This is a genomic window from Oribacterium sp. WCC10 (assembly GCF_900113415.1).
Taxonomy (GTDB): domain Bacteria; phylum Bacillota; class Clostridia; order Lachnospirales; family Lachnospiraceae; genus Oribacterium.
In genome coordinates, this window is sequence record NZ_FOPH01000015.1 from 40677 (window position 1) to 61065 (window position 20389).

Below are 20389 nucleotides of genomic sequence, written 5' to 3' on the forward strand. Positions count from 1 at the left end.
TTCGGCAGATAACACGAAATTGTGCTTTGTATCGATAACCAGGCTGCGTATACGCTTAAGGGCACACTTCGCCCGTTTCATTACAATCTGTATCGGCATTTTTCTAAAAAATAAAAGACTCAATGCCCGAAATCACAGGAATTGAGTCTTCGTATGTTTAATAATTGTCTTTATGCTGCATTGGCAGTTCCTATAAGTCTTGCCTGATACAAGGTATGTCTGAGTGCAGGTCCGAGTATGAGAATCAGAACATTTTTGAGTAATGTCGTAGGAATGAACGGAATCACACATGCCGCGAGAGCTGCACCTAAGGTGTTGTGTGTCATGGTCATGAACCAGAGAACTCCGATTCCGTAATTCAGAATATTACCTATAAGTATTCCGGAAAGTATGAGGGCATAATATATAATGATTTTTCCGGTGCCTTCTCTTTCACCGGAAAGCTTCACTGCCATCTCATAGAAAAGCCCTGCGGACAATGCAATAAACGGGAAAGAAATGATAAATCCGCCGGTTACCCCAAGGATACTTCCAAGTCCTCCTGAAAGACCGGTAAATACAGGAACACCTATGGAACCTAAAATAACATATGAAAGAGCTGAAAAGAATCCCCGTCTGCTGCCAAGAACTATTCCCGCAACAGGAATGATAAAGGTCTGTAACGTCATAGGAACTCCGCCGGGAAGCGGTATATTGAACTGACTGACTACGGTGATGACTGCTGTGAACAGCGCTATAAGACAAAGATCCAAAGTTTTTGTGCTTTTCATGATGTGCCTCCATGTGCATGATGTCGGTCCGTTGATGATTCGCTTAGTAACAGGCTGACTTGATCAATAAAATGATGTAAGGGTCAAAATTTGGAAAAAATTTTCAACGAGACAAATATATATTCCTTCTTGCAAAATGTCAACCTATAAATATTCTCAGGTTGACACCGCGTAAAGAAAATTAATGTATGTGGTTAACATTTGTCGGAGACACTTTGCATTTTAGCCTGAAATCGGTGGTTAGATACCTTTATATCAGTTATAATCAAAAAGAATACTTGATGAATGCGGATTGTGAAATCAGGTGATTACCCAAATGGCTTACTATTCACTTATAATGTGTCGTTTGAATATTGTGAATATGCCAGGTAAATAATACCCGGGCGCTTTTTCATCAGGAAAACTTTGATATCACAGGAGGAATATATGGATTACCAGTCAAGATATAACGAATGGTTAGATAAGATCGATGATACAGATCCGTTAAAGCAGGATCTTATTTCTATAAAAGATGATGAAACTGAGAAGGAGGATCGTTTTTATCAGGATCTGTCTTTCGGAACAGCCGGACTCAGAGGCAAGGTTGGTGCAGGAACGAACCGCATGAACTTTTTTACAGTAGGTAAGGCTACTCAGGGAATTGCGGATTACATCATTGCCCACGGTGAAGAAGCTATGAAGAAGGGTGTTGTTATCGCCCATGACCCGAGACATTTCTCAAAGGAGTTTTCAGAGCTTGCGGCAGGAATATTTGCAGCCAATGGTATAAAGGCATATACATTTCCTGCTCTTCGTCCGACTCCGGAGCTTGCATTTATGGTCAGCCGTCTCGGAACAATTGCCGGTATAAATATTACCGCTTCTCATAACCCAAAGGAATATAACGGCTACAAGGCTTACTGGGAGGACGGCTGCCAGGTATCAAGTGAAGTTGCTGACGGTATGCTTGAGAAGATCAATGCTGTTGACATCTGGACAGGCGTTAAGAAGTCTGATTACACTGAGGGCGTTAAAAGAGGAGCTATCACAGTACTTGGTGAAGAGTATGACAGAGAGTATCTTGATAAGGTAATAAGCTTAAAGATTCACGATGGTGACGAGCTTGACCTTGATATCCCGTTTGTATACACACCGCTTAACGGATGCGGTTCCATACCTTTCCGTGAGATGCTTAAGGAGCGTGGATTTAAGAATTGGAAGATAGTTCCCGAGCAGGAGATGCCGGATCCTGACTTCAAGACAGTCGGATATCCGAATCCTGAAGATCCAAAGGCATTTAAGCTGAGTGAACAGTACGGTCGTGAGTTCGGCGCTGAACTTCTCATGGCTACAGACCCTGATTCAGACAGATTTGCTATTGAAATCCGTGATGCCGAGGGCAACTACATTCCTCTCAACGGAAACCAGACAGGCTATCTTCTGGTAAATTATATCCTTGAGGGGCATAAGACAGCCGGTACTCTTCCTAAGAAGGGCGCTATGATCAAGTCTATCGTGACCTCTACTCTCTCGGATATCATCGCTAAAGCTTATGGTGTTGAGATGTTCGAGACACTTACCGGTTTCAAGAATATCTGCGGAAAGATACCTTATCTCCATGAGAATGGCTATACATATCTTTTTGGTTATGAGGAGTCGGTTGGCTATGCAGCATGCGAGGAAATCCGTGACAAGGACGGTATTTCAGCCGGAATGCTTGTGGCGGAAGCCGCTGCCTACTATAGAAAGCAGGGAAAGACACTTTGGGATGTGCTTCAGGAGATTTACGCAAAGTACGGTTACTTCGCTGAGGATGAACCAAACCTTGTTCTGGAGGGAATCCCGGGTGCACAGCGCATCAAGCGTATGATGAGCTATATCCGTGAGAACCATCCTGCTGAACTTGCAGGCTCAAAGGTAGTAAAGGTCATCGACTACAAGGACGGATATGAGGATATCCCGGCACAGAATGCCATCAAGTTCTTCCTGGAGAATGGTTCATGGTTTGCCATCAGACCAAGCGGAACCGAGCCAAAGATCAAGTTCTACATTTACTCAAATCAGGATTCCAGAGAGCAGGCGCTTGCTGTGAACAGACAGTTGAAGGATGAGATACTTGAAATGATAAATGCGGTTGAATAATATGACATAAGTGCCATAAGTCTATCTCCCGTTTGTGCTTGCACAAAAATGGGAGATAGACTTCATGACACGCCCCACATGGAGCACGTAAGGACGCTTTCTGCGGACTGGGAGTGCGGAATGTGGGAGAATCGTGATAGCGCTATGCGCGGAACGATTCGATGTCGATTTTTGACACTCACTGATGATGCGCAGCACACACATTCGTGTTCGGGCACACTTAAGTGCGAACGGGACGAACACTGCAAGCGGGATGTGCTCTCAATTGAGTGAGCCGGCGCCCGCCCTTACAGTTTCTGAATTGAATTAGTCAGATTGATCAAAACAACTAAGGAAACACTGATTAAATAAGTGTTTTCTTATAGCCTCCGGAGTATGGCACGGATTTTCAAGGGAAATTGATGCTTTGCATCGAAAATCCTGCCGGGGAAACTCTTTAATCAGCGTTTCCTGAGGTAAAGGGAATTTGTGGTATTACCTAAACGAAATTGAAGAGCTTTCAAGCATGTGTTAAAATTATATGAGTGGCATCTGTATGCCACTCATATTCTTTTTTATTCTATCTATCCATATGGTAAAGAAATCGGAGAAATCATGAAAAAGATCAACATCGGAATGCTTGGCATCGGAAATATAGGAAAGGGAACATATCAGACTCTTGAGATGAGCCGTTCAAAGATAGAACAGTCTACAGGTATGTCTCTTGAGATCGTAAAGATCCTGAATCGTCACCCTGAGATTGACAGGGGTATCGATATCCCAAAGGAAAAGTACGTAACAGACGCGTATGATATCATCAATGACCCGGATATAGACATAGTTGTGGAGCTTATCGGCGGTATCGAGCCGGCCACTACATTTATGGCAGATGCATTGAAGGCCGGAAAGCACGTGGTTACTGCCAACAAGGCGGCTATCGCAGCCAACGGACAGATGCTCCAGGATCTTGCTTACAAGAATCAGCTGATGCTTCGTTTTGAAGCAAGCGTTGCGGGAGGAATTCCTATCCTCAATGCTATCTCCAGTGCTCTTATCTCCAATGAGTTCAGTCAGGTACAGGGTATTCTGAACGGCACAACCAACTACATACTTACAAAGATGGCTGAAAACGGAACACCATATGAGGAGGTTCTGAAGGAAGCACAGGCCAAGGGATTTGCAGAGGCTGATCCTACAGCTGATGTTGAAGGAATCGATGCAGCAAACAAGCTGTCCATTCTTATATCTCTTCTGTTTGGTATAGGCATCAAGCCTGCAGATATTCCTACAAAGGGTATCACCACCGTGACCAGTGAGGATATCGCATTTGCAAAGGAGTTTGGTTACAAGATAAAGCTTCTTGCCACCGCTCATAACGAGGAAGGAAAGGTCACCTGCAATGTAGAGCCAACGCTCGTTTCAGAGAATCATCCTCTTGCCAATGTTAATAACGAGTTCAATGCCGTATATATCACAGGCAATGCTGTTGACAATCTTATGTTCTACGGCCGCGGAGCCGGTCCGCTCCCTACAGGAAGTGCGGTTATCGGTGATGTGGTAAGTGTTGCGAGAAAGATTGAAAAAGGTGCCGCTTACGATCTGCTTCCTCATCTCAGATATGATGCGAATCTTGAGTTCGCCGGTGAAGGAGCACATCAGTACTATATCCGCTGCCATGCTGTGGATCATCCGGGAGTTCTCGGTCAGATCGCTTCTACCCTCGGTGTTTACGGTATCGGTATCAAGACCATGATGCAGCGAGCCGGTGACAATTCAGGCGGAACAGTTCCGATGATCTTCATTGTTTACGATATCGACAAGAGTATTCTAAGTACTGCACTTAAGGTTCTCGTTGAGAACAGATCAGTTTCTTCTGTTGACAATGTTTTAAGAGTTTTGAAATCCTGAGAAAAGAACCATCCGCGAATGCGGATGGTTCTTTTTAATACTCTTCCAGCCTTTTCTTTTTCATTCTGGTGTATGCCAGATTCACCACATCCTGTACAGTGGCCGCTTCAGAAGCTCTGGCGATTCCATAATCTGCATGAACAGAACATTTAATGCCATTAAGTAAAGTTATGGCATGAATTTCCGCTTCTGCTCTCTGTACCAGATCTACCATATCATTGAAGCTGGTGGTGGCTTTACAGATGGAGAACTGTCCTCCGCTGGTTCTCGCCAGTATGAAACTGTCCTTGAATGTTGCTCTCAGTATATCTGCAACTCTGAGCAGAAGTTCCTGAGAAGCGGTATCGCCATAATCCTCCTGTATATCTGTATATTCCGCTACGTCAAGAACCACGTGCATATAGTTTATGCGATTCTTCCGGTAATTATCGTTAAGTTCAAGCGATGCGATCATCAGTCCTCTTCCGTCCATGAGTCCGGTGACAGGATCCACGAGGTTAAGATTTCCCGAAGTATTACTCTTCGACTGCATCTCTTCCATATCTAAAAACGATCCCATGATTCCATATATCTTTCCCCTGTGATATAGAGGATATTTAGTCATGGCGATACGATGAACCACGCCCTTAACGATAGTCTGTCTGATGGCCTCATGCACAGATTCCCCTTTATTTAGTATGGACATATCTGTTTTTCTGGAAATGCTGCTGTCCACATGCCATCCGATCTCCTCATTGGTTTTGCCGATGATCTGATCCGGAGTCATACAGTAATAATCGTAAAATGCCTTGCTGGCACCAAGAAATCTGAAGTTTCTATCCTTCCAGAAGAACTTGACGTCACTCTTGTTGATCAGGATATCCCAAATGTTTCCGGAAACGTCCAACTCCTGCTCGTCATTTCTGTAATTGTGCCGAACAAGCCTTTCCACGATGGCCATGGCAGAAGGATCGTTGATTATGGCCGGCTTGCTGCTGACCAAGAGCTTGTGAGCATTGGAGCCACGGAAGGATGTAACGGTGAATTCGGTCCATTCGTAGCTTCCGTCTATCTGACGCATGCGGAATAATGCCGAGAAATTGCCTCGCTGGTTCACCTTTAGAGAGTCTTGTACATTTTGGGATGATACAAACTGTTTCCATCTCTCCTGTTCTGTAGGATGAATGTACTGAAGAACATGTTCAGAATAATACTTCTCTGCATCATCAATAACATCCCCTACTTTTTCTGAAGGAATGTTGCTTGCGATAATACTTCCTTTATGTTCATTGATGTCAACATAATGAATACTGTCATAATTGAACATGATCTTCCTTGCTATGATATCAAGCTCAGAAGTATGGCTTCTGTCATGATCGTATACAAGGTTATCCATGGAAGTATAGAGAATATAGCTTTCATTACTATCGGCTATGATCTTGAAGGAAAGCTTGTAATAGTTGTTATTGGCAAGGAAAGTCATATATTGTCCGGAATTAAGTTTTTTGGCCTTGAACGCCAGATCTCTGCATTTCCGTCCTTTTGGACTCTCCGGCATATTCATGTCAGCCTCTATTGCTTCAAGATCTTTGTAACCGGCTGTAAGAAGAGTTCTGTTGAACTCCTCATTGCTGAAAAGTCCCTTAAATGTGTTGCCGTCAAACAGGAACAGTGCTGCCGGTGTATCTACTATTACATTTGTAAGACCGGCCTTATCATACATGATAGAGTAGTTGCGGGCTTCCCACTTCATGCTTCTGCTCTGAAGGAGGCTTAACATCTCTATGTGATGCATGGCTTTTCCGAAATACAGTCCCTGAATCTTTTCACAGCCAACACTCTTCAGAAACTCCAAGTGTTCTTCGGTTTCTACCCCTTCTGCCAATGTATGCATTCCTAGTTTTTTGGCCATCTCAATGATCATGGATACGATGGTTTTGGCTCTGTCATTGAAATGCTGGAAGAAATCCAGATCTATCTTTATCTCGTCAAAAAAGAAATCCTTGAGGAAATTAAGAGACGAGTATCCGCTTCCGAAATCATCCATGATCACGGAAAAACCTTCATCGTGGAACCGGCTGATGGCTGTACTGATGGCACCATCATCAGAAACTATGGAAGATTCAGTGATCTCAATGCTGATGAGATTTTTTCTGATGCCGTACCTGTTCACCACTTCGGACACAACCTTCACAGGATCATTGATGACGAAATCTGTTCTTGAGAAATTGACGGAAATGGGAACTACCGGCAGGTTCTCATCCTGACGTTTCCTGAGTATTTCCGCCACCTTTGTGATCATGTAGTTGTCAAGTTTATAGGATATCCTGTTCTGTTCAAGAAGGTAAATGTAATCCCCCGGGGTCATCAGTCCGTAACGGGGATCTTTCCAACGTGAAAGAGCTTCGAAACCGCAGAGTTCCCCTGTCAGAGTACGTACAACGGGTTGAAGATATACCTGTATCCACTCCTCTTCTATGGCCTGATCAAGGTGTTTTATGATATAGTCCTTTTTTGTGTTTTCATCTGCAAGTTTTTCATCGAACCACACAAAACCGGAATTATAGTTACTACGTAAAGTATCACAGGCCATACGTGCTCTGTCACAGGCGATGTCCACGGAAGTGGAGTCATTAACAGAACAGATACCCATACGTACGGGCAGAGTATGACCGTTGTTTATGTTCTGTATCTGCTTGATGATTCCGTCAAGCTCGATCTCAATGCCTACAGCTCTGGTGAAAACATAATACCTGTCTTCACCGAAACGGGAACAATGCTCATTTCCGAAATGCTGTTTCAAAATGTCAGCAATCTCGCAAAGAAGCCTGTCGCCCTCTTCCTGACCGTAGCTGCTGTTGAATCCCTTCATATCCTTGAGATCAAGCGTAATAATAACAGCCTGGTCGTATCTTTTAAGAAGATCAGGTATGTCATTACCTGCTTTTTCCAAAAAAGAACTACGACAAAGGAGCCCGGTGAGAGTATCGTACTCCAACCGAACCGGCATATTGAATCTATCCAAAGTTTTATCTATATCATCAAGCTCAGTTATATTTACTGATTCATTCATATCTTGATTATGTGCTCCTGAAAAAACTAAAATTATCAACGAGCGTTAAAGTAACAGATGTTCCAAAGTATTAAAAATCACACTTTTATTTAGGACACACCTATCCTTTTTTAATCTATCAAATGAATCATCACAAAAGTGTCACAAAAAATAATTCTTCTATAACCGGAAAGCATAAGACACATTCGTAAAAGCAATACCCGGAATGGCGCCTTTTCATGCTGTTTGTGACAGTACTGTGATGAAAACTCTGCTAGGATGAAGGAACAAAATTCTTTTTACGATTAAAGGATAGTAAAACGCGGTTTTGCCGGTGATATTGCCGGAAAACGGCATGTAGATTCAGTACTTTCCGAATGATATATATAATCATATCGGAAGGTTATCAGAATGGGGGTCAGACATATGACGAATTTCAATATGATACAGGATATATTTGTAAGTGTTTTTCCTTTGATTTCAGTTGCATTATTGGGCGCATTGGTGACAGGGATTATCAGAAAGACAAAAGAACCTGAAGCAAAACCGGTTAAGGTCAGGGTAAGAAAAGAATACAGAGACTGATTTAGAATTACGTGGAAGTACTTTGGAAACAGTTTTCCACATAAGTTCATTTACTCTTCAAAAAAATCCGGGAGATGAAACAAGTTGTTCATCTTCCGGAGTTTTATTTTGCTGATTACTTGTTATCCGGTGTACCGGGTATACGCTGATTAAAGCGTTTCTTGCCTGAAATTCGATATCCTGCAACAATTTCCCCTGAAAAAATGTACTCCGACGTAAAAGCACTGAGAAGTGTTTATATATTTCTATGTACGCCTTAAATACCTGCTCCACATTCGCCGAAGAACTGCTCTGCTTCCGGCGTGTCAGGAGAATAAAGGATACGACTTCCTGCGGGCACAGAGCTGACGATCCAGGTACTTGCACCGATGACGGAATTATCACCGATGTAGGTATTACCGCCAAGTATGGTGGCATTGGCATAGATGACTACATTGTTGCCGATGTTAGGATGACGTTTGATATCCTTGACAGGATTGCCGTTTTCATCCACCTCAAAGCTCTTTGCACCGAGAGTTACTCCCTGATAGAGTTTAACATGATTTCCGATAACCGTCGTTTCGCCTACTACGATACCTGTTGCATGATCAATGAAGAAATGCTCTCCGATCTTTGCACCAGGGTGAATATCAACACCGGTCTTTTCATGGGCAAATTCCGTCATCATACGTGGAATAAGCGGAACATGCATGTCATAAAGAATGTGAGCAATTCGATATATCGCTATAGCTTTGAAACCGGGGTAGCAGAGAACTATCTCTTCACGGTTTTTGGCAGCCGGGTCACCGGCGTAAAATGATTCGATATCTGTGAAAAGTATCTTTTTAACCTCTGGGATACTTGTCATAAATGTTTCTGTAAGCTGTTCAGGGTCAATACCCTGAGTCATATTTCCCGTGGCCTTAAAGGCTATCTTTATCTGAGATTCAAGTCTCCTGGCAATGGATTTTAGATTGGTTGATTCCTTGGTATAAAATCCCCCCGGAAACATCAGTGAAAGAATATCCATAACTATGGATCGTACTTCCCTTATCTCAGGAACTTTTGTTTTGAAGGTACCTACAGTATCTATTTCTTGCTGCAACTTTGCTAAATTTATCATCTTACATCCCTATAAATGAAAACAATCTCTGTGAACAGTTACGCGTTCCATTATAGCATCAAGTTAGATGATACATCAAATCACTTACTCAGTGAAAAGCGGTGTTGAGTAATATCTGTCTCCACTGTCAGGAAGAAGTGCTACGATTGTCTTTCCTTTATTTTCAGGTCTCTTTGCAAGATCAATGGCAGCATGAAGTGCGGCACCGGAAGAGATACCGACAGAGATACCTTCCTTTCTTGCGAGAAGCTTTGCGGTTGCAAATGCATCCTGACTTGAAGCCTTATATACTTCATCATACACCTTTGTATTGAGAACATCAGGTACAAAACCTGCTCCGATTCCCTGAATCTTGTGAGCGCCGGCCTTGCCCTCAGAGAGAACAGGTGAATCTTCAGGCTCAAGAGCTATTACCTTGACATCAGGATTCTGCTCTTTCAGATACTCTCCTGTTCCGGTTACTGTTCCGCCGGTTCCTACTCCTGCAATAAAAATGTCTACCTTACCGTCAGTATCTCTCCAGATCTCCGGACCGGTTGTTGCCTTGTGTACTGCCGGATTTGCCGGATTAACAAACTGTCCGGGTATGAAACCTCCCGGGATCTCACTGGCAAGCTCTTCTGCTTTTGCGATAGCACCCTTCATACCCTTGGCACCTTCGGTAAGCACAATTTCGGCACCGTAGTTCTTGAGAATGCTTCTGCGCTCAACGCTCATTGTCTCCGGCATGGTAAGAATGATTCTGTATCCCTTTGAAGCTGCAATGGCAGCAAGTCCGATACCTGTATTGCCGGATGTAGGCTCGATGATGACTGAACCTTCCTTAAGAAGACCTTTTTCCTCAGCATCCTCTATCATAGCCTTTGCGATACGATCCTTGACACTTCCTGCCGGATTCAGATACTCAAGCTTTACAAGAACTGTAGCCTCAAGACCAAGCTCCTTTTCGATATTTACAACCTCAACGAGAGGTGTATTTCCAACGAGTCCAAGTGTTCCCTTATAAATGTTTGCCATAACTTATTCCCCTTTATATTTTGATTTATATTTTTTTCAATATTCAATTTTTATTTATTTCGAAAGTCGTGTTGATGCAATGAGGTTTGATGTCATTCTGTCAAAGATTTGCAGATTTATGAAGTCAGGATATAAAAAAGCCCGGAAGATTATCTCTTCCGGGCACTTAACTTCGTTAAATCAAGGCTTCACATCAGCATGAACATCGACATGACAATAAAAGAGCCTCTTTAAACGCCCGGGTATCTGTCATGCAGCAACAACACTGGTTAATTCTGTTTTCTGCTATCATTACGTTAAGCATCGTTCATGCCTCCATGTGTTATATAGAATGTCGGGAGTGATAAGCATTGTTAATTCCTACCGAATCACTCTGATATAACAATCATATAAGCTTTTTTTATTGATGTCAACGATTTAGATATTCCGTGTGAGTATACATGATATAACTTGATTCATTTTACAAGCTTCACAAACTCATTTTTCTCAAGACTTTTCATATAGACGCTGAGTCTCTCGTATAGAGGTTCCGCTTCTTCCCCGAAGTGATCGTGAACCATCTGACCTATTTCATATACACTTTTTTTACCATCTATACATCCGAAGATAAAGCTTCCCATACCTTCTATGTGAATATATGAAATCTTTGGCTTTTTGAAGAATTTTTGCGCCAGTCTGTTTGTGAAGCCTTTGTTTTCCATTTCAACTATGACCTCCCCGGACTCGGAGCGAGTCCAGCGGAGGTCATTGTTTATCTCATATATACGATCTAAAAAATTATTATTTTGCATTTTTCTTAACCATAGCTGCCTTAAGTACCAAAGCAGAAACGATGATAATGAGAACAAGTGCAGGGATGTTTCCAGAAGGAACCATTGCACTTAAGTTAATACGATCAGTTACTCCCATAACTGTGAGAACTGCAAGGAGTACACCGATGATACCCTCTCCGGCGATAAGTCCTGAACAGAAAAGGATACCCTTTCCGGACTCTCCGTTCTCCTTACCGAACTTCTTGTCTGCAAAGAGCTTGATGAGACCACCGATCATGATGGTGGATGAAAGCTCAAGAGGAAGGTAAAGACCAATTGAAACAGGAAGTGCGGCAATACCAAGTATCTCAACAGAGATGGAAATGAATGCACCGATAAAGATAAGTGCCCATGGAAGGTTACCGCTCATTACACCTTCGATGATCATCTTCATCATAGTAGCCTGAGGAGCAGCGAGCTTGTCTGAACCAAAGCCGTAAGCATTGTCCAAAAGGATCATAACACCACCGATGGCAAATGCTGCTGCAACTGTACCGATGATCTCACCGATCTGCTGCTTCACAGGAGTAGCACCAAGGATGTAACCGGTCTTGAGATCCTGAGAAGTATCACCTGCCATACATGTTGCGATACAGATGATAGAACCGATGGCGATGGCGCCCTGCATACCCATAACACCTGTATCACCTGCTGCCTTAAGACAGATTGTAGTGATAAGGATGGTGGCAATGGTCATACCTGAAACAGGGTTGTTTGAGCTTCCTACGAGACCAACCATACGTGATGAAACGGCACTGAAGAAGAAACCGAATACAACGATGAGGATGGCGCCGAGAAGTGTTACAGGCTCAACAGGAACGATCCATATTGCAAGTATGATAAGCACGATAGTGCCGAGAACAAGGCGGATGTCCATGTCGATGGCTGTACGCTCGTTTGTAACCTTACCTGCATTTGAAATGCTCTTAACTGAATCTATAAATGTTCTTACGATAAGAGGGAGTGTCTTTATAAGGCTGATGATTCCGGCCGCAGCAACTGCACCGGCACCGATATACTTGATGTAGTTTGACCAAATGGCTGAAGCGCCGCCTGTTGCATAAAGCTCTGATACAGAAACGCTTGCAGGATACATCACCATGTCTCCACCGAAAGTTGCGATGAGAGGAATCAGCACGAACCAGCCAAGAACACCACCGGCAAACATATATGCAGAAATTCTTGGTCCGCAGATGTAACCTACTGATATAAGTGCAGGATAAACCTCTGCTGACAGCTCGGTTTTAAGTGCATTGATCTTTAATGTTACAACACCCTGAACAGCCATAAGACCGTCAACGATGAACTTAACCAAAGCACCAAGTCCCATTCCGAGGAATACTGACTTTGCTGAGGAACCGCCCTCTTCTCCTGCGAGAAGTACTTCAGCACATGCTGTTCCTTCAGGATAAGGAAGTACGCCATGCTCCTGAACGATAAGTGCATTACGAAGCGGTACCATGAAAAATACACCTAAAAGTCCGCCGAAAAGAGCAGTGATAGTTATAGCTACAAGTGAAGGCTTGTCCATGATGCCTTCCTTGGCCCAAATAAAAAGAGCCGGCATGGTAAAGATAGTTCCGGCTGCAAGTGACTCACCTGCTGAACCGATGGTCTGAACCATATTGCTCTCAAGAACTGAATCTTTATTCAGAATAACTCGGATAACAGCCATGGAAATAACTGCTGCCGGGATAGATGCAGATACTGTCATACCAACTCTGAGTCCCAGGTAAGCATTGGCTGCACCAAAGATTACTGCAAGGAAAAGTCCCATGACAATGGATGTGACCGTCATCTCCGGAATAACCTTATCCGCAGGGATATACGGTTTGAATTGATCGTTCATAATTATTAAATTTCTCCTATCTTTTTGCGGTTGTTCCATTATATATGTACTTTAATAACAAGACAATCTAACAAAATGCCTATTTTATAACTGCATATTTATGTAGATATATGAATTATTTATAACCGTGCAAAGTTTTAAAGCTTTAAAGTTGCGTACCGGCATAGTAAATAAAAAGAGATGCCGCGTACGACATCTCTTGATTGAATCGAAGTTCTATTCAGTTAATGCTTTAACTTCACTTTCATTCTACTCATTCTCTGCTCCTGTTGTAGTTCCATCCTTAAGGTGTATGATCAGTCTTCCGGTGCCTTTGGCATTCTGGTGCTGACCCTTTTGAAGATACTCCTCAAGGATCTTTGCACTTCCGGTGGCTATTTCTCTTGATGCATGATTCATCTCAAGCTCTTCTAAACTGATATCAAATCCGTCAAGAGTGTTGCGGAAATGGAATTCCTCAAGTCCCACCGTGAATACCCTGTCCTCATCTATCGGTTCGCCTTCAAAATCAAATCTCAGGAATTCATGTGTTTTCTGGTCATATTCAACCTGAAGTCCCTTTGAAAGCTGATAGAACTCTGTGTGTGCACCTTCAAGAGCCTCATCTCTCAGCATCCTCATGATGCCGTGTTTAATCTGTTTTCCTGTCCAGTAGGTTGCATGGATCGGTTTATTATAAGGATAGTTTTCATCGAAATCCCCTTTAGTCACAACCGGTCCCAGTTCTTCTGTGCGGATGGATCCGGAACCCAAAAGGAAGATATCAAGTCCCAGGGCATCTTTTAATATGTCGGAATATAGATCACCAAGCTCAGTCTCCATGATCCTTGATGGGTGAGTCAGCTTCCGCACAAATTTTGTCAGGATTCGACCGTATTTTTCATCCGTCGCATTCTTGTAATTAAGTATCAGTCCCTCTATGGCAGGATCTCTTGGACAGGTTTTCTCATTGATTGGTATAGGCTTCCATGTAAAGCTGTCAATCTTGTTTTCATCGGTATCTACCATGATGTCAAATCGCCCGATCTGGTCAGTGCCTGTTCCTGCCTGTACGATGGGGATGTCATTTACGATAGCCGGTTCCTCCAGAAATGTATGGGAATGCCCGCCTATTATTACATCCACGCCCCATGCGGGATCCAGCATTGCGGCAAGCTTTTTGTCCTCCTCAAATCCTATGTGGGTCAGAAGCACTGTGAAGTCTATATCGATGGCATTGTATGAATCACAGATTTTGCCGATTTCCTCTGCCGCATCCTCAAGGGTAATGAACGTACCGATTAGCTGATCCGACTTGCACTGCATCAGGGCAACCTCTGTGAGAATGCCTATGAACAGAATCCTCATACCGCCGACTTCCAGCACCTTACATGGCTCGAAGAGTCTTTTGTGATTGGTCTTTATATGAAGGTTTGCATTGATAATTGGAAACTCGGCACATTTTTCAAGGAAAAGGAGGTGAGCGATTCCGTAATCAACCTCATGATTTCCCAATGTCACTATGTCGGGGGACAGCATATTCATGATCTGTATGGTGGACAGGCCGTGATATTCTGAATCAATGACAGAGCCTCTGAACATATCGCCGGCTATGCAGTAGAGTACATTTTCCTCCTCATTACGAACCTTGCTGATATAACCGGACAGCATGGACACGCCGCCAACGAGGTTCTCATCCACCTGCTCCGCAAGGAAATCCCCGTGCATATCATTGGAATGCAGTAATGTTAGTTTTTTCAAATGTTTTTCCATAAATTCACTTCCTTACCGGGAGCATCACCCCTCTTATCTATTCAAAGGAGCTGATGCTTTATGCCGGGATCTCCCGGAAAACCGGCACCCCTGTCTTAATCTCTGACTTATCTTCCTCTTTCAGCCAATGCCTGTTTTGCTTCATTTGTCAAATGAAGGTTTAGTCTTCCTTCTATCTTTGCATCCTGATGCTGTCCCTCTACAAGCATTTCCTCCAAAACCTGGGCACATGAGGTTGCGATCGCGCGGTGCTTGTGATTCTTATCAAGCTCTTCCATCTTAAGGTCGAAGGAATCTTCAAGATTCCTGTAATGATATTCCTGCAATCCTACTGTGAATATCTGGTCATCCGTAACAGGTTTACCATTGAAATCAAATTTCAGGAAAGAATGGGTCACCATGTCGTATTCTATGGAAAGACCTTTGGAAACCTGATAGAATTCCGTATGTTCGCCGAAAAATGCTTCGTCTCTCATCATTCTCATGATGCCATGCTTAAGCTGCTTCCCTGTCCAGTATGTAAGGATGGCCTCATCGTCATAAGGAAATGTTTCCATGAGATCTCCCTTTGTAACAACAGGACCAAGTTTCCTGGTTCGTATGGAGCCCGATCCAAGAAGGAAAATGTCTACACCAAGAGAATTCTGAAGGATGTCCGCCAAAAGATTTCCAACTTCGGTTTCCATGTAACGGGACGGATTTGAAAGCTTTCTTGTAAATTTAGTAAGAATCCGGCCATATTTCGCATCAGTCACATCTTTGTAATTCTTGATGATATCTTCCATTGCAAGGTCTTTGGGGCAGGTTTTCTCATTGATGGGAACCGGCTTCCATGTAAAGCTGTCTATCCTGTTCTCATCAGTGTCTATCATGATATCGAAACGCCCGATCTGATCGGTACCTGTTCCGGCCTGAACGATGGGGATACCGTTTACGATTGCAGGTTCTTCAAGAAAAGTATGGGAATGGCCTCCTATTATAACGTCTACTCCCAATGCAGGATCCAGCAGGGAAGCCAGCTTTTTGTCCTCTTCAAAACCAATATGTGTCAACAGAACAGTAAAATCGATATCAATAGAATTATAGGTATTACATATCTTTCCGACTTCCGCTGCTGCCTCCTCAACGGTTATGAAGGTCCCAATGAGGTCGTCCTTTTTGCAGTCATTTAAAACCATCTCTGTCAGTATTCCTATGAAGAGAATCTTCATGCCGTCAACTTCCAGGATTTTGTAGGGTTCAAAGAGTCTCGTATTATTGGTTTTGATATGCAGGTTTGCATTAACGATCGGAAATTCGGCACATTTTTCCAGAAAGAGAAGGTGGGCGATTCCGTAATCTACTTCGTGGTTTCCTAAAGACACTATATCGGGGGCAAGCATATTCATGATCTGTATAGTGGACAGTCCCTGATACTCTGAATCTATGATGGAGCCTCTGAACATGTCTCCTGCTATACAGTAAATGACATTTTCTTCTTCCTGACGTACTTTACTGATGTAACCTGACAAAAGGGATAATCCTCCTACAAGATTCTCATCCACCTTCTCCGCAAGGAAATCTCCATGCATGTCGTTTGAATGCAATAGAGTGAGTTTTTTGATATTGCCCATAAAAACCTCCGTTATACTGAAATTACAAAAACCACTGATTCTATATTCAAAAGCAAAACCCTGACTATGTTTTAGATTTTATGGAAACAATGATTAACCCGGTGTTTCCTGACAAATCGTCGCAAGAAATAGTTTTCACTTTCTAAAATCCCATAAAACTTATATCTATAATCGTCGCATATGTATTGTATATCGTCAACATCATATCGGGATATAAATACGTACGATTTGTGCAATATGCTTATATTTGCGTCAAATACTTTGATTATGCAGCAAATATTTAAGTATTCAATGATGCATTCATAAAACACTTTTTTATATTTCTGCTTGACATATACTTATCGAAATGTTAATCTCCTATCGTTCAATTCAGTATGTAACTGTTCGCAGGCATTCACTGTACATAAAATGCTTTTTGGTTTATGTGGTGAAGTGTCTGTTTTTTTATGCCTCCGCGTAAACGCGGAGGCATTTTTTGTACAGGAGCCTGAATGAACATATAAACAAGGAGGATGTATGAAAGACAAGATTTTTTCAGTTTTACAGCGTGTAGGACGAAGCTTTATGCTTCCTATCGCTATGCTCCCGGTTGCAGGTCTCTTACTTGGACTTGGTAGCAGTTTCACTAACCCGACAACAATTGCCACTTATCATATGGAGGCGATTCTCGGAAGCGGTACACCTATGAATTCACTTCTTAACATCATGAATTCTGTTGGAAGTGCCATCTTCAGTAACCTTCCACTCATCTTTGCAGTCGGTGTTGCCATCGGTATGGCAAAGAAGGAGAAGGAAGTTGCAGCTCTTGCGGCTATGATCGCTTTCTTCGTAATGAACATTACTATTGAAGCTATGCTCAACATCACAGGAATGGTTGTTGACGGTGCAGTTGCAGAAGGCGTACTTGAGGGTACAGTTACAAGCATCGTTGGAATCAATACCCTTCAGATGGGTGTGTTCGGTGGTATCATCGTAGGTCTTGGTGTTGCTGCTCTTCACAATAAGTTCTATAAGATAGAGCTTCCGGCAGCCATCTCTTTCTTCGGTGGTTCACGTTTCGTTCCTATCGTTTCAACATTTGCATATATCGGTGTTGGAATCCTCAGCTTCTATCTCTGGCCATTCGTTCAGAAGGGAATCTTCGCTCTCGGTGGTCTTGTAACAGGAAGCGGATATATCGGAACACTTATCTTCGGTCTCATCAAGCGTGCACTTATCCCATTCGGACTTCACCACGTATTCTACATGCCATTCTGGCAGACAGCCGTTGGCGGACAGATGGAAGTTGCAGGTAAGCTTATCCAGGGTGGTCAGAACATCTTCTTTGCTCAGCTTGCTGATTCTCAGAATGTAACACACTTCAGTGCAGATGCGACAAGATACTTCTCCGGAGAGTTCATTTTCATGATCTTCGGTCTCCCGGGTGCAGCCCTTGCCATGGTACGTACAGCAAAGCCTGAGAAGCGCGGACAGGCCGCAGGTCTTCTTCTCTCAGCAGCTCTTGCTTCAATGTTTACAGGTATCACAGAGCCTATCGAGTTCTCATTCCTTTTCGTAGCACCAATGCTTTTCGTAGTACAGGTTGTTCTCGCAGGTTCAGCATATATGATTGCACATATGCTCAATATCGCAGTTGGTCTTACCTTCTCAGGCGGACTTCTTGATCTCTTCTTTTTCGGTATCCTTCAGGGTAACGAGAAGACAAGCTGGATGCTCATCATTCCTGTTGGTATCATTTACTTCCTGCTTTACTACTTTATCTTCACTTTCCTTATCAAGAAGTTTGATCTCAAGACACCGGGTCGTGAGGATGATGATCAGGAGACACGTCTTTACAGAAAGGCAGATTATCTTGCAAAGAAAAACGGCGAAAGTTCAGATGCTCAAGCCGTAACAGATGAAAAGAGCGACCTTATCATGAAGGGTCTCGGCGGAAAGGCAAATATTTCTGACGTTGACTGCTGTGCTACCCGTCTTCGTGTAACTGTTAAGAAGTCTGAACTTGTAAACGATGGACTTCTCAAGGCTTCAGGTGCATCAGGTGTTGTGCATAAGGGTAACGGCGTACAGGTTATTTACGGACCTTCAGTTACTGTCGTTAAGTCAAATCTTGAGGATTACCTTGAGACACAAGAAGACACAGAGTATCATGCCGAGGATAATGCTTCTTCAGACACTTCATCACAGGAAACTGCTTCTGCTTCTGAAAAGGCAGTTAAGAAGACAATCATTATCGGAAGCCCGCTTAACGGTGAGGCCAAGGATCTCTCAGAAACACCGGATGAGGCATTTGCCGGCGGTATGATGGGTCAGGGTGCATGCATGGTTCCGGGTTCAGATACTCTCTATGCTCCTTGTGATGGTGAAGTAACATTTGTATTTGATACAAAGCACGCTATCGGCTTTGAAACAGAGGATGGCATCAGCATGCTCTTCCACATGGGTATCGATACAGTTAAGCTTGACGGACAGGGCTTCACAGTTCTCGTTGAGAACGGCCAGAAAGTAAAGAAGGGTGATCCGATGCTTAAGATGGATCTTGATTTCATCAGCAAGAACGCACCATCTATCGCATCTCCTGTTCTTTGCACAGATCTCGATGACAACATGAAGGTTCGTCTCATAAAGACCGGAAAGGTTACTAAGGGCGAAGACCTTATTGCTATCGACATTCTCGGGTAAAAAACATATAATGACGATACAGAGCTAAAAAAACCTGATTAGCTTTAGATTCGAGATTTATAACCCCTTTCAGGAATTGCCTGGGAGGGGTTTTTAAGACAAAGGATAATATAAATATGTATCGTGTTAGAAAAGTATTAAACCATAATTCTATTATTGTTGTAGGATCTGATGAGAATACAACAGCTGATCCGGAGTGTGATGAAGGTCTTAAGACTTATCTGGTTCTTCATAAGGGTATAGGATTCGGTGTAAAGATTACAGAGCGGATAGATATTCCCAAAGATGCATCCATATATTCTCTCGAAAAAACCACTGAACGAGGCAATGCCATGTCCATCGTCAATGCGGTTGATCCCATATGTCTTGAGATTTCGGATGCTGTACTTGATGAAGCCGAGAATGTCTTCGGGAAAGTTGACAGAAGTATAGTCTTCCCTATGGCAGATCATCTGGCATTTGCTATTCAGAGAATCAAAAAGGGTGAAAGCATCAGAAACCCTTTGAAGGATGACATTCGTCTTCTCTTCCATATGGAGTATCAGGTTGCGGAAACCGTTGTTCCGATCCTTGAACAGAAAACGGGCCATATCGTAAATGAAGATGAGATCGGTTTTCTCGCCTTGCATGTTCACTCTGCTATCGTTAATGAGAATGTAGCCAGATCTCTTCAGACTGCACAGATAGTACGTAACTGTATCTCCTATATCGAAGAAAAAACCGGCCATAAGCTGGAAGTTACATCTCTCGGATATAACCGTATGATGAATCATATTCGTTATATGGTTACCCGTATTGAGACCGGAGAACTTCTGAAAATGAATCTCAATGACTACATGGAGATGAAGTATCCGGATACATTTAAACTTTCTGCTGACATCTGCAATCAGATGAGCAGGCTTTTGAAGAAGTCGTATCAGGATGCAGAGATCGGCTATCTCGCAATGCACATAGCAAGAGTTATCGGAGTGGAATAAGCATAAACTAAGGAATTCACGAATTATAATGATTCGGGATTCCTTTTTTATTACAGGGAATTGTTTGATTTTTTTTTTATTTCAGACTCATTTAAGCTTTCAGGGATATGATTCTCACATAACAACTGAAATGAAGTTCAAAATACAATGAATTTCACATTTTCATGATTTGGGATTACGTCAGTTTAAAT

General features: G+C 42.9%; 13 protein-coding genes. 5 read left to right on the forward strand and 8 right to left on the reverse strand.

Features of this window, described 5'->3' with window-relative positions:
- Window positions 1-170: 170 nt before the first annotated feature.
- Window positions 171-770, reverse strand: a complete 600-nt coding sequence (locus BM294_RS11240) for a biotin transporter BioY (RefSeq protein ID WP_091208226.1) — start codon at window positions 768-770, stop codon at window positions 171-173.
- 426 nt (window positions 771-1196) lie between these two features.
- On the opposite strand from BM294_RS11240, the gene BM294_RS11245 reads away from it, so the two are divergent.
- Together BM294_RS11245 and BM294_RS11250 are read left to right on the forward strand one after the other, a co-directional pair.
- Window positions 1197-2891, forward strand: coding sequence for a phospho-sugar mutase (locus BM294_RS11245; protein ID WP_091208229.1), 1695 nt, complete (start codon window positions 1197-1199; stop codon window positions 2889-2891).
- A gap of 594 nt (window positions 2892-3485) precedes the next feature.
- On the forward strand, window positions 3486-4778 hold the full coding sequence (locus BM294_RS11250; protein ID WP_175494652.1) for a homoserine dehydrogenase: 1293 nt from the start codon (window positions 3486-3488) through the stop codon (window positions 4776-4778).
- A gap of 34 nt (window positions 4779-4812) precedes the next feature.
- Here BM294_RS11250 and BM294_RS11255 read toward each other — a convergent pair whose 3' ends face one another.
- Entirely contained in the window at window positions 4813-7830 is a 3018-nt protein-coding gene (locus BM294_RS11255; protein ID WP_091208231.1) for an EAL domain-containing protein, read from the reverse strand.
- Between the two features lie 405 nt (window positions 7831-8235).
- Here BM294_RS11255 and BM294_RS15965 point away from each other — a divergent pair, with 405 nt between their 5' ends.
- Window positions 8236-8394 (forward strand): hypothetical protein, encoded by a 159-nt coding sequence (locus BM294_RS15965; RefSeq protein WP_175494653.1) that lies wholly within the window; start codon window positions 8236-8238, stop codon window positions 8392-8394.
- 256 nt (window positions 8395-8650) lie between these two features.
- Here the strand turns inward: BM294_RS15965 and epsC are convergent, their stop codons facing one another.
- From epsC to BM294_RS11285, 6 genes are all read right to left on the reverse strand, one after another.
- Window positions 8651-9496 carry a serine O-acetyltransferase EpsC gene (epsC, locus tag BM294_RS11260; RefSeq protein WP_091208234.1) on the reverse strand — a complete coding sequence of 282 codons (846 nt, stop codon included), beginning with the start codon at window positions 9494-9496 and terminating at the stop codon, window positions 8651-8653.
- Between the two features lie 84 nt (window positions 9497-9580).
- Window positions 9581-10513, reverse strand: a complete 933-nt coding sequence (gene cysK / locus BM294_RS11265) for a cysteine synthase A (protein WP_091208237.1) — start codon at window positions 10511-10513, stop codon at window positions 9581-9583.
- Window positions 10514-10968: 455 nt separating this feature from the next.
- The gene (locus BM294_RS11270; RefSeq protein WP_242944519.1) at window positions 10969-11214 is read right to left on the reverse strand and encodes a PqqD family protein; all 246 of its coding nucleotides are present in this window, start codon (window positions 11212-11214) and stop codon (window positions 10969-10971) included.
- 79 nt (window positions 11215-11293) lie between these two features.
- On the reverse strand, window positions 11294-13174 hold the full coding sequence (locus tag BM294_RS11275) for an OPT family oligopeptide transporter (protein WP_091208242.1): 1881 nt from the start codon (window positions 13172-13174) through the stop codon (window positions 11294-11296).
- A 249-nt stretch (window positions 13175-13423) separates the two neighbouring features.
- Window positions 13424-14926: a bifunctional metallophosphatase/5'-nucleotidase gene (locus BM294_RS11280; RefSeq protein WP_091208244.1), complete on the reverse strand. Its 1503-nt coding sequence runs from the start codon at window positions 14924-14926 to the stop codon at window positions 13424-13426.
- Window positions 14927-15033: 107 nt separating this feature from the next.
- A complete protein-coding gene (locus tag BM294_RS11285) occupies window positions 15034-16539 on the reverse strand; it encodes a bifunctional metallophosphatase/5'-nucleotidase (protein WP_091208247.1) in 1506 nt (501 codons plus the stop codon).
- Between the two features lie 516 nt (window positions 16540-17055).
- Between BM294_RS11285 and BM294_RS11290 the strand changes: the two genes are divergently transcribed.
- Both BM294_RS11290 and BM294_RS11295 read left to right on the forward strand, forming a co-directional pair.
- The gene (locus BM294_RS11290) at window positions 17056-19221 is read left to right on the forward strand and encodes a PTS sugar transporter subunit IIABC (protein WP_091208250.1); all 2166 of its coding nucleotides are present in this window, start codon (window positions 17056-17058) and stop codon (window positions 19219-19221) included.
- Window positions 19222-19337: 116 nt separating this feature from the next.
- Window positions 19338-20198 carry a PRD domain-containing protein gene (locus BM294_RS11295; protein WP_091208253.1) on the forward strand — a complete coding sequence of 287 codons (861 nt, stop codon included), beginning with the start codon at window positions 19338-19340 and terminating at the stop codon, window positions 20196-20198.
- The last annotated feature ends 191 nt before the right edge of the window (window positions 20199-20389 follow it).

Coding starts and splice junctions, on each gene's coding strand:
- BM294_RS11285 (WP_091208247.1), bottom strand. CDS start 16,539: ATGGGCAATATCAAAAAACTCACTCTATTGCATTCAAACGACATGCAT.
- BM294_RS11250 (WP_175494652.1), top strand. CDS start 3,486: ATGAAAAAGATCAACATCGGAATGCTTGGCATCGGAAATATAGGAAAG.
- epsC (WP_091208234.1), bottom strand. CDS start 9,496: ATGATAAATTTAGCAAAGTTGCAGCAAGAAATAGATACTGTAGGTACC.
- BM294_RS11240 (WP_091208226.1), bottom strand. CDS start 770: ATGAAAAGCACAAAAACTTTGGATCTTTGTCTTATAGCGCTGTTCACA.
- BM294_RS11275 (WP_091208242.1), bottom strand. CDS start 13,174: ATGAACGATCAATTCAAACCGTATATCCCTGCGGATAAGGTTATTCCG.
- BM294_RS11295 (WP_091208253.1), top strand. CDS start 19,338: ATGTATCGTGTTAGAAAAGTATTAAACCATAATTCTATTATTGTTGTA.
- BM294_RS11290 (WP_091208250.1), top strand. CDS start 17,056: ATGAAAGACAAGATTTTTTCAGTTTTACAGCGTGTAGGACGAAGCTTT.
- BM294_RS11255 (WP_091208231.1), bottom strand. CDS start 7,830: ATGAATGAATCAGTAAATATAACTGAGCTTGATGATATAGATAAAACT.
- BM294_RS11245 (WP_091208229.1), top strand. CDS start 1,197: ATGGATTACCAGTCAAGATATAACGAATGGTTAGATAAGATCGATGAT.
- BM294_RS15965 (WP_175494653.1), top strand. CDS start 8,236: ATGACGAATTTCAATATGATACAGGATATATTTGTAAGTGTTTTTCCT.
- BM294_RS11270 (WP_242944519.1), bottom strand. CDS start 11,214: ATGGAAAACAAAGGCTTCACAAACAGACTGGCGCAAAAATTCTTCAAA.
- cysK (WP_091208237.1), bottom strand. CDS start 10,513: ATGGCAAACATTTATAAGGGAACACTTGGACTCGTTGGAAATACACCT.
- BM294_RS11280 (WP_091208244.1), bottom strand. CDS start 14,926: ATGGAAAAACATTTGAAAAAACTAACATTACTGCATTCCAATGATATG.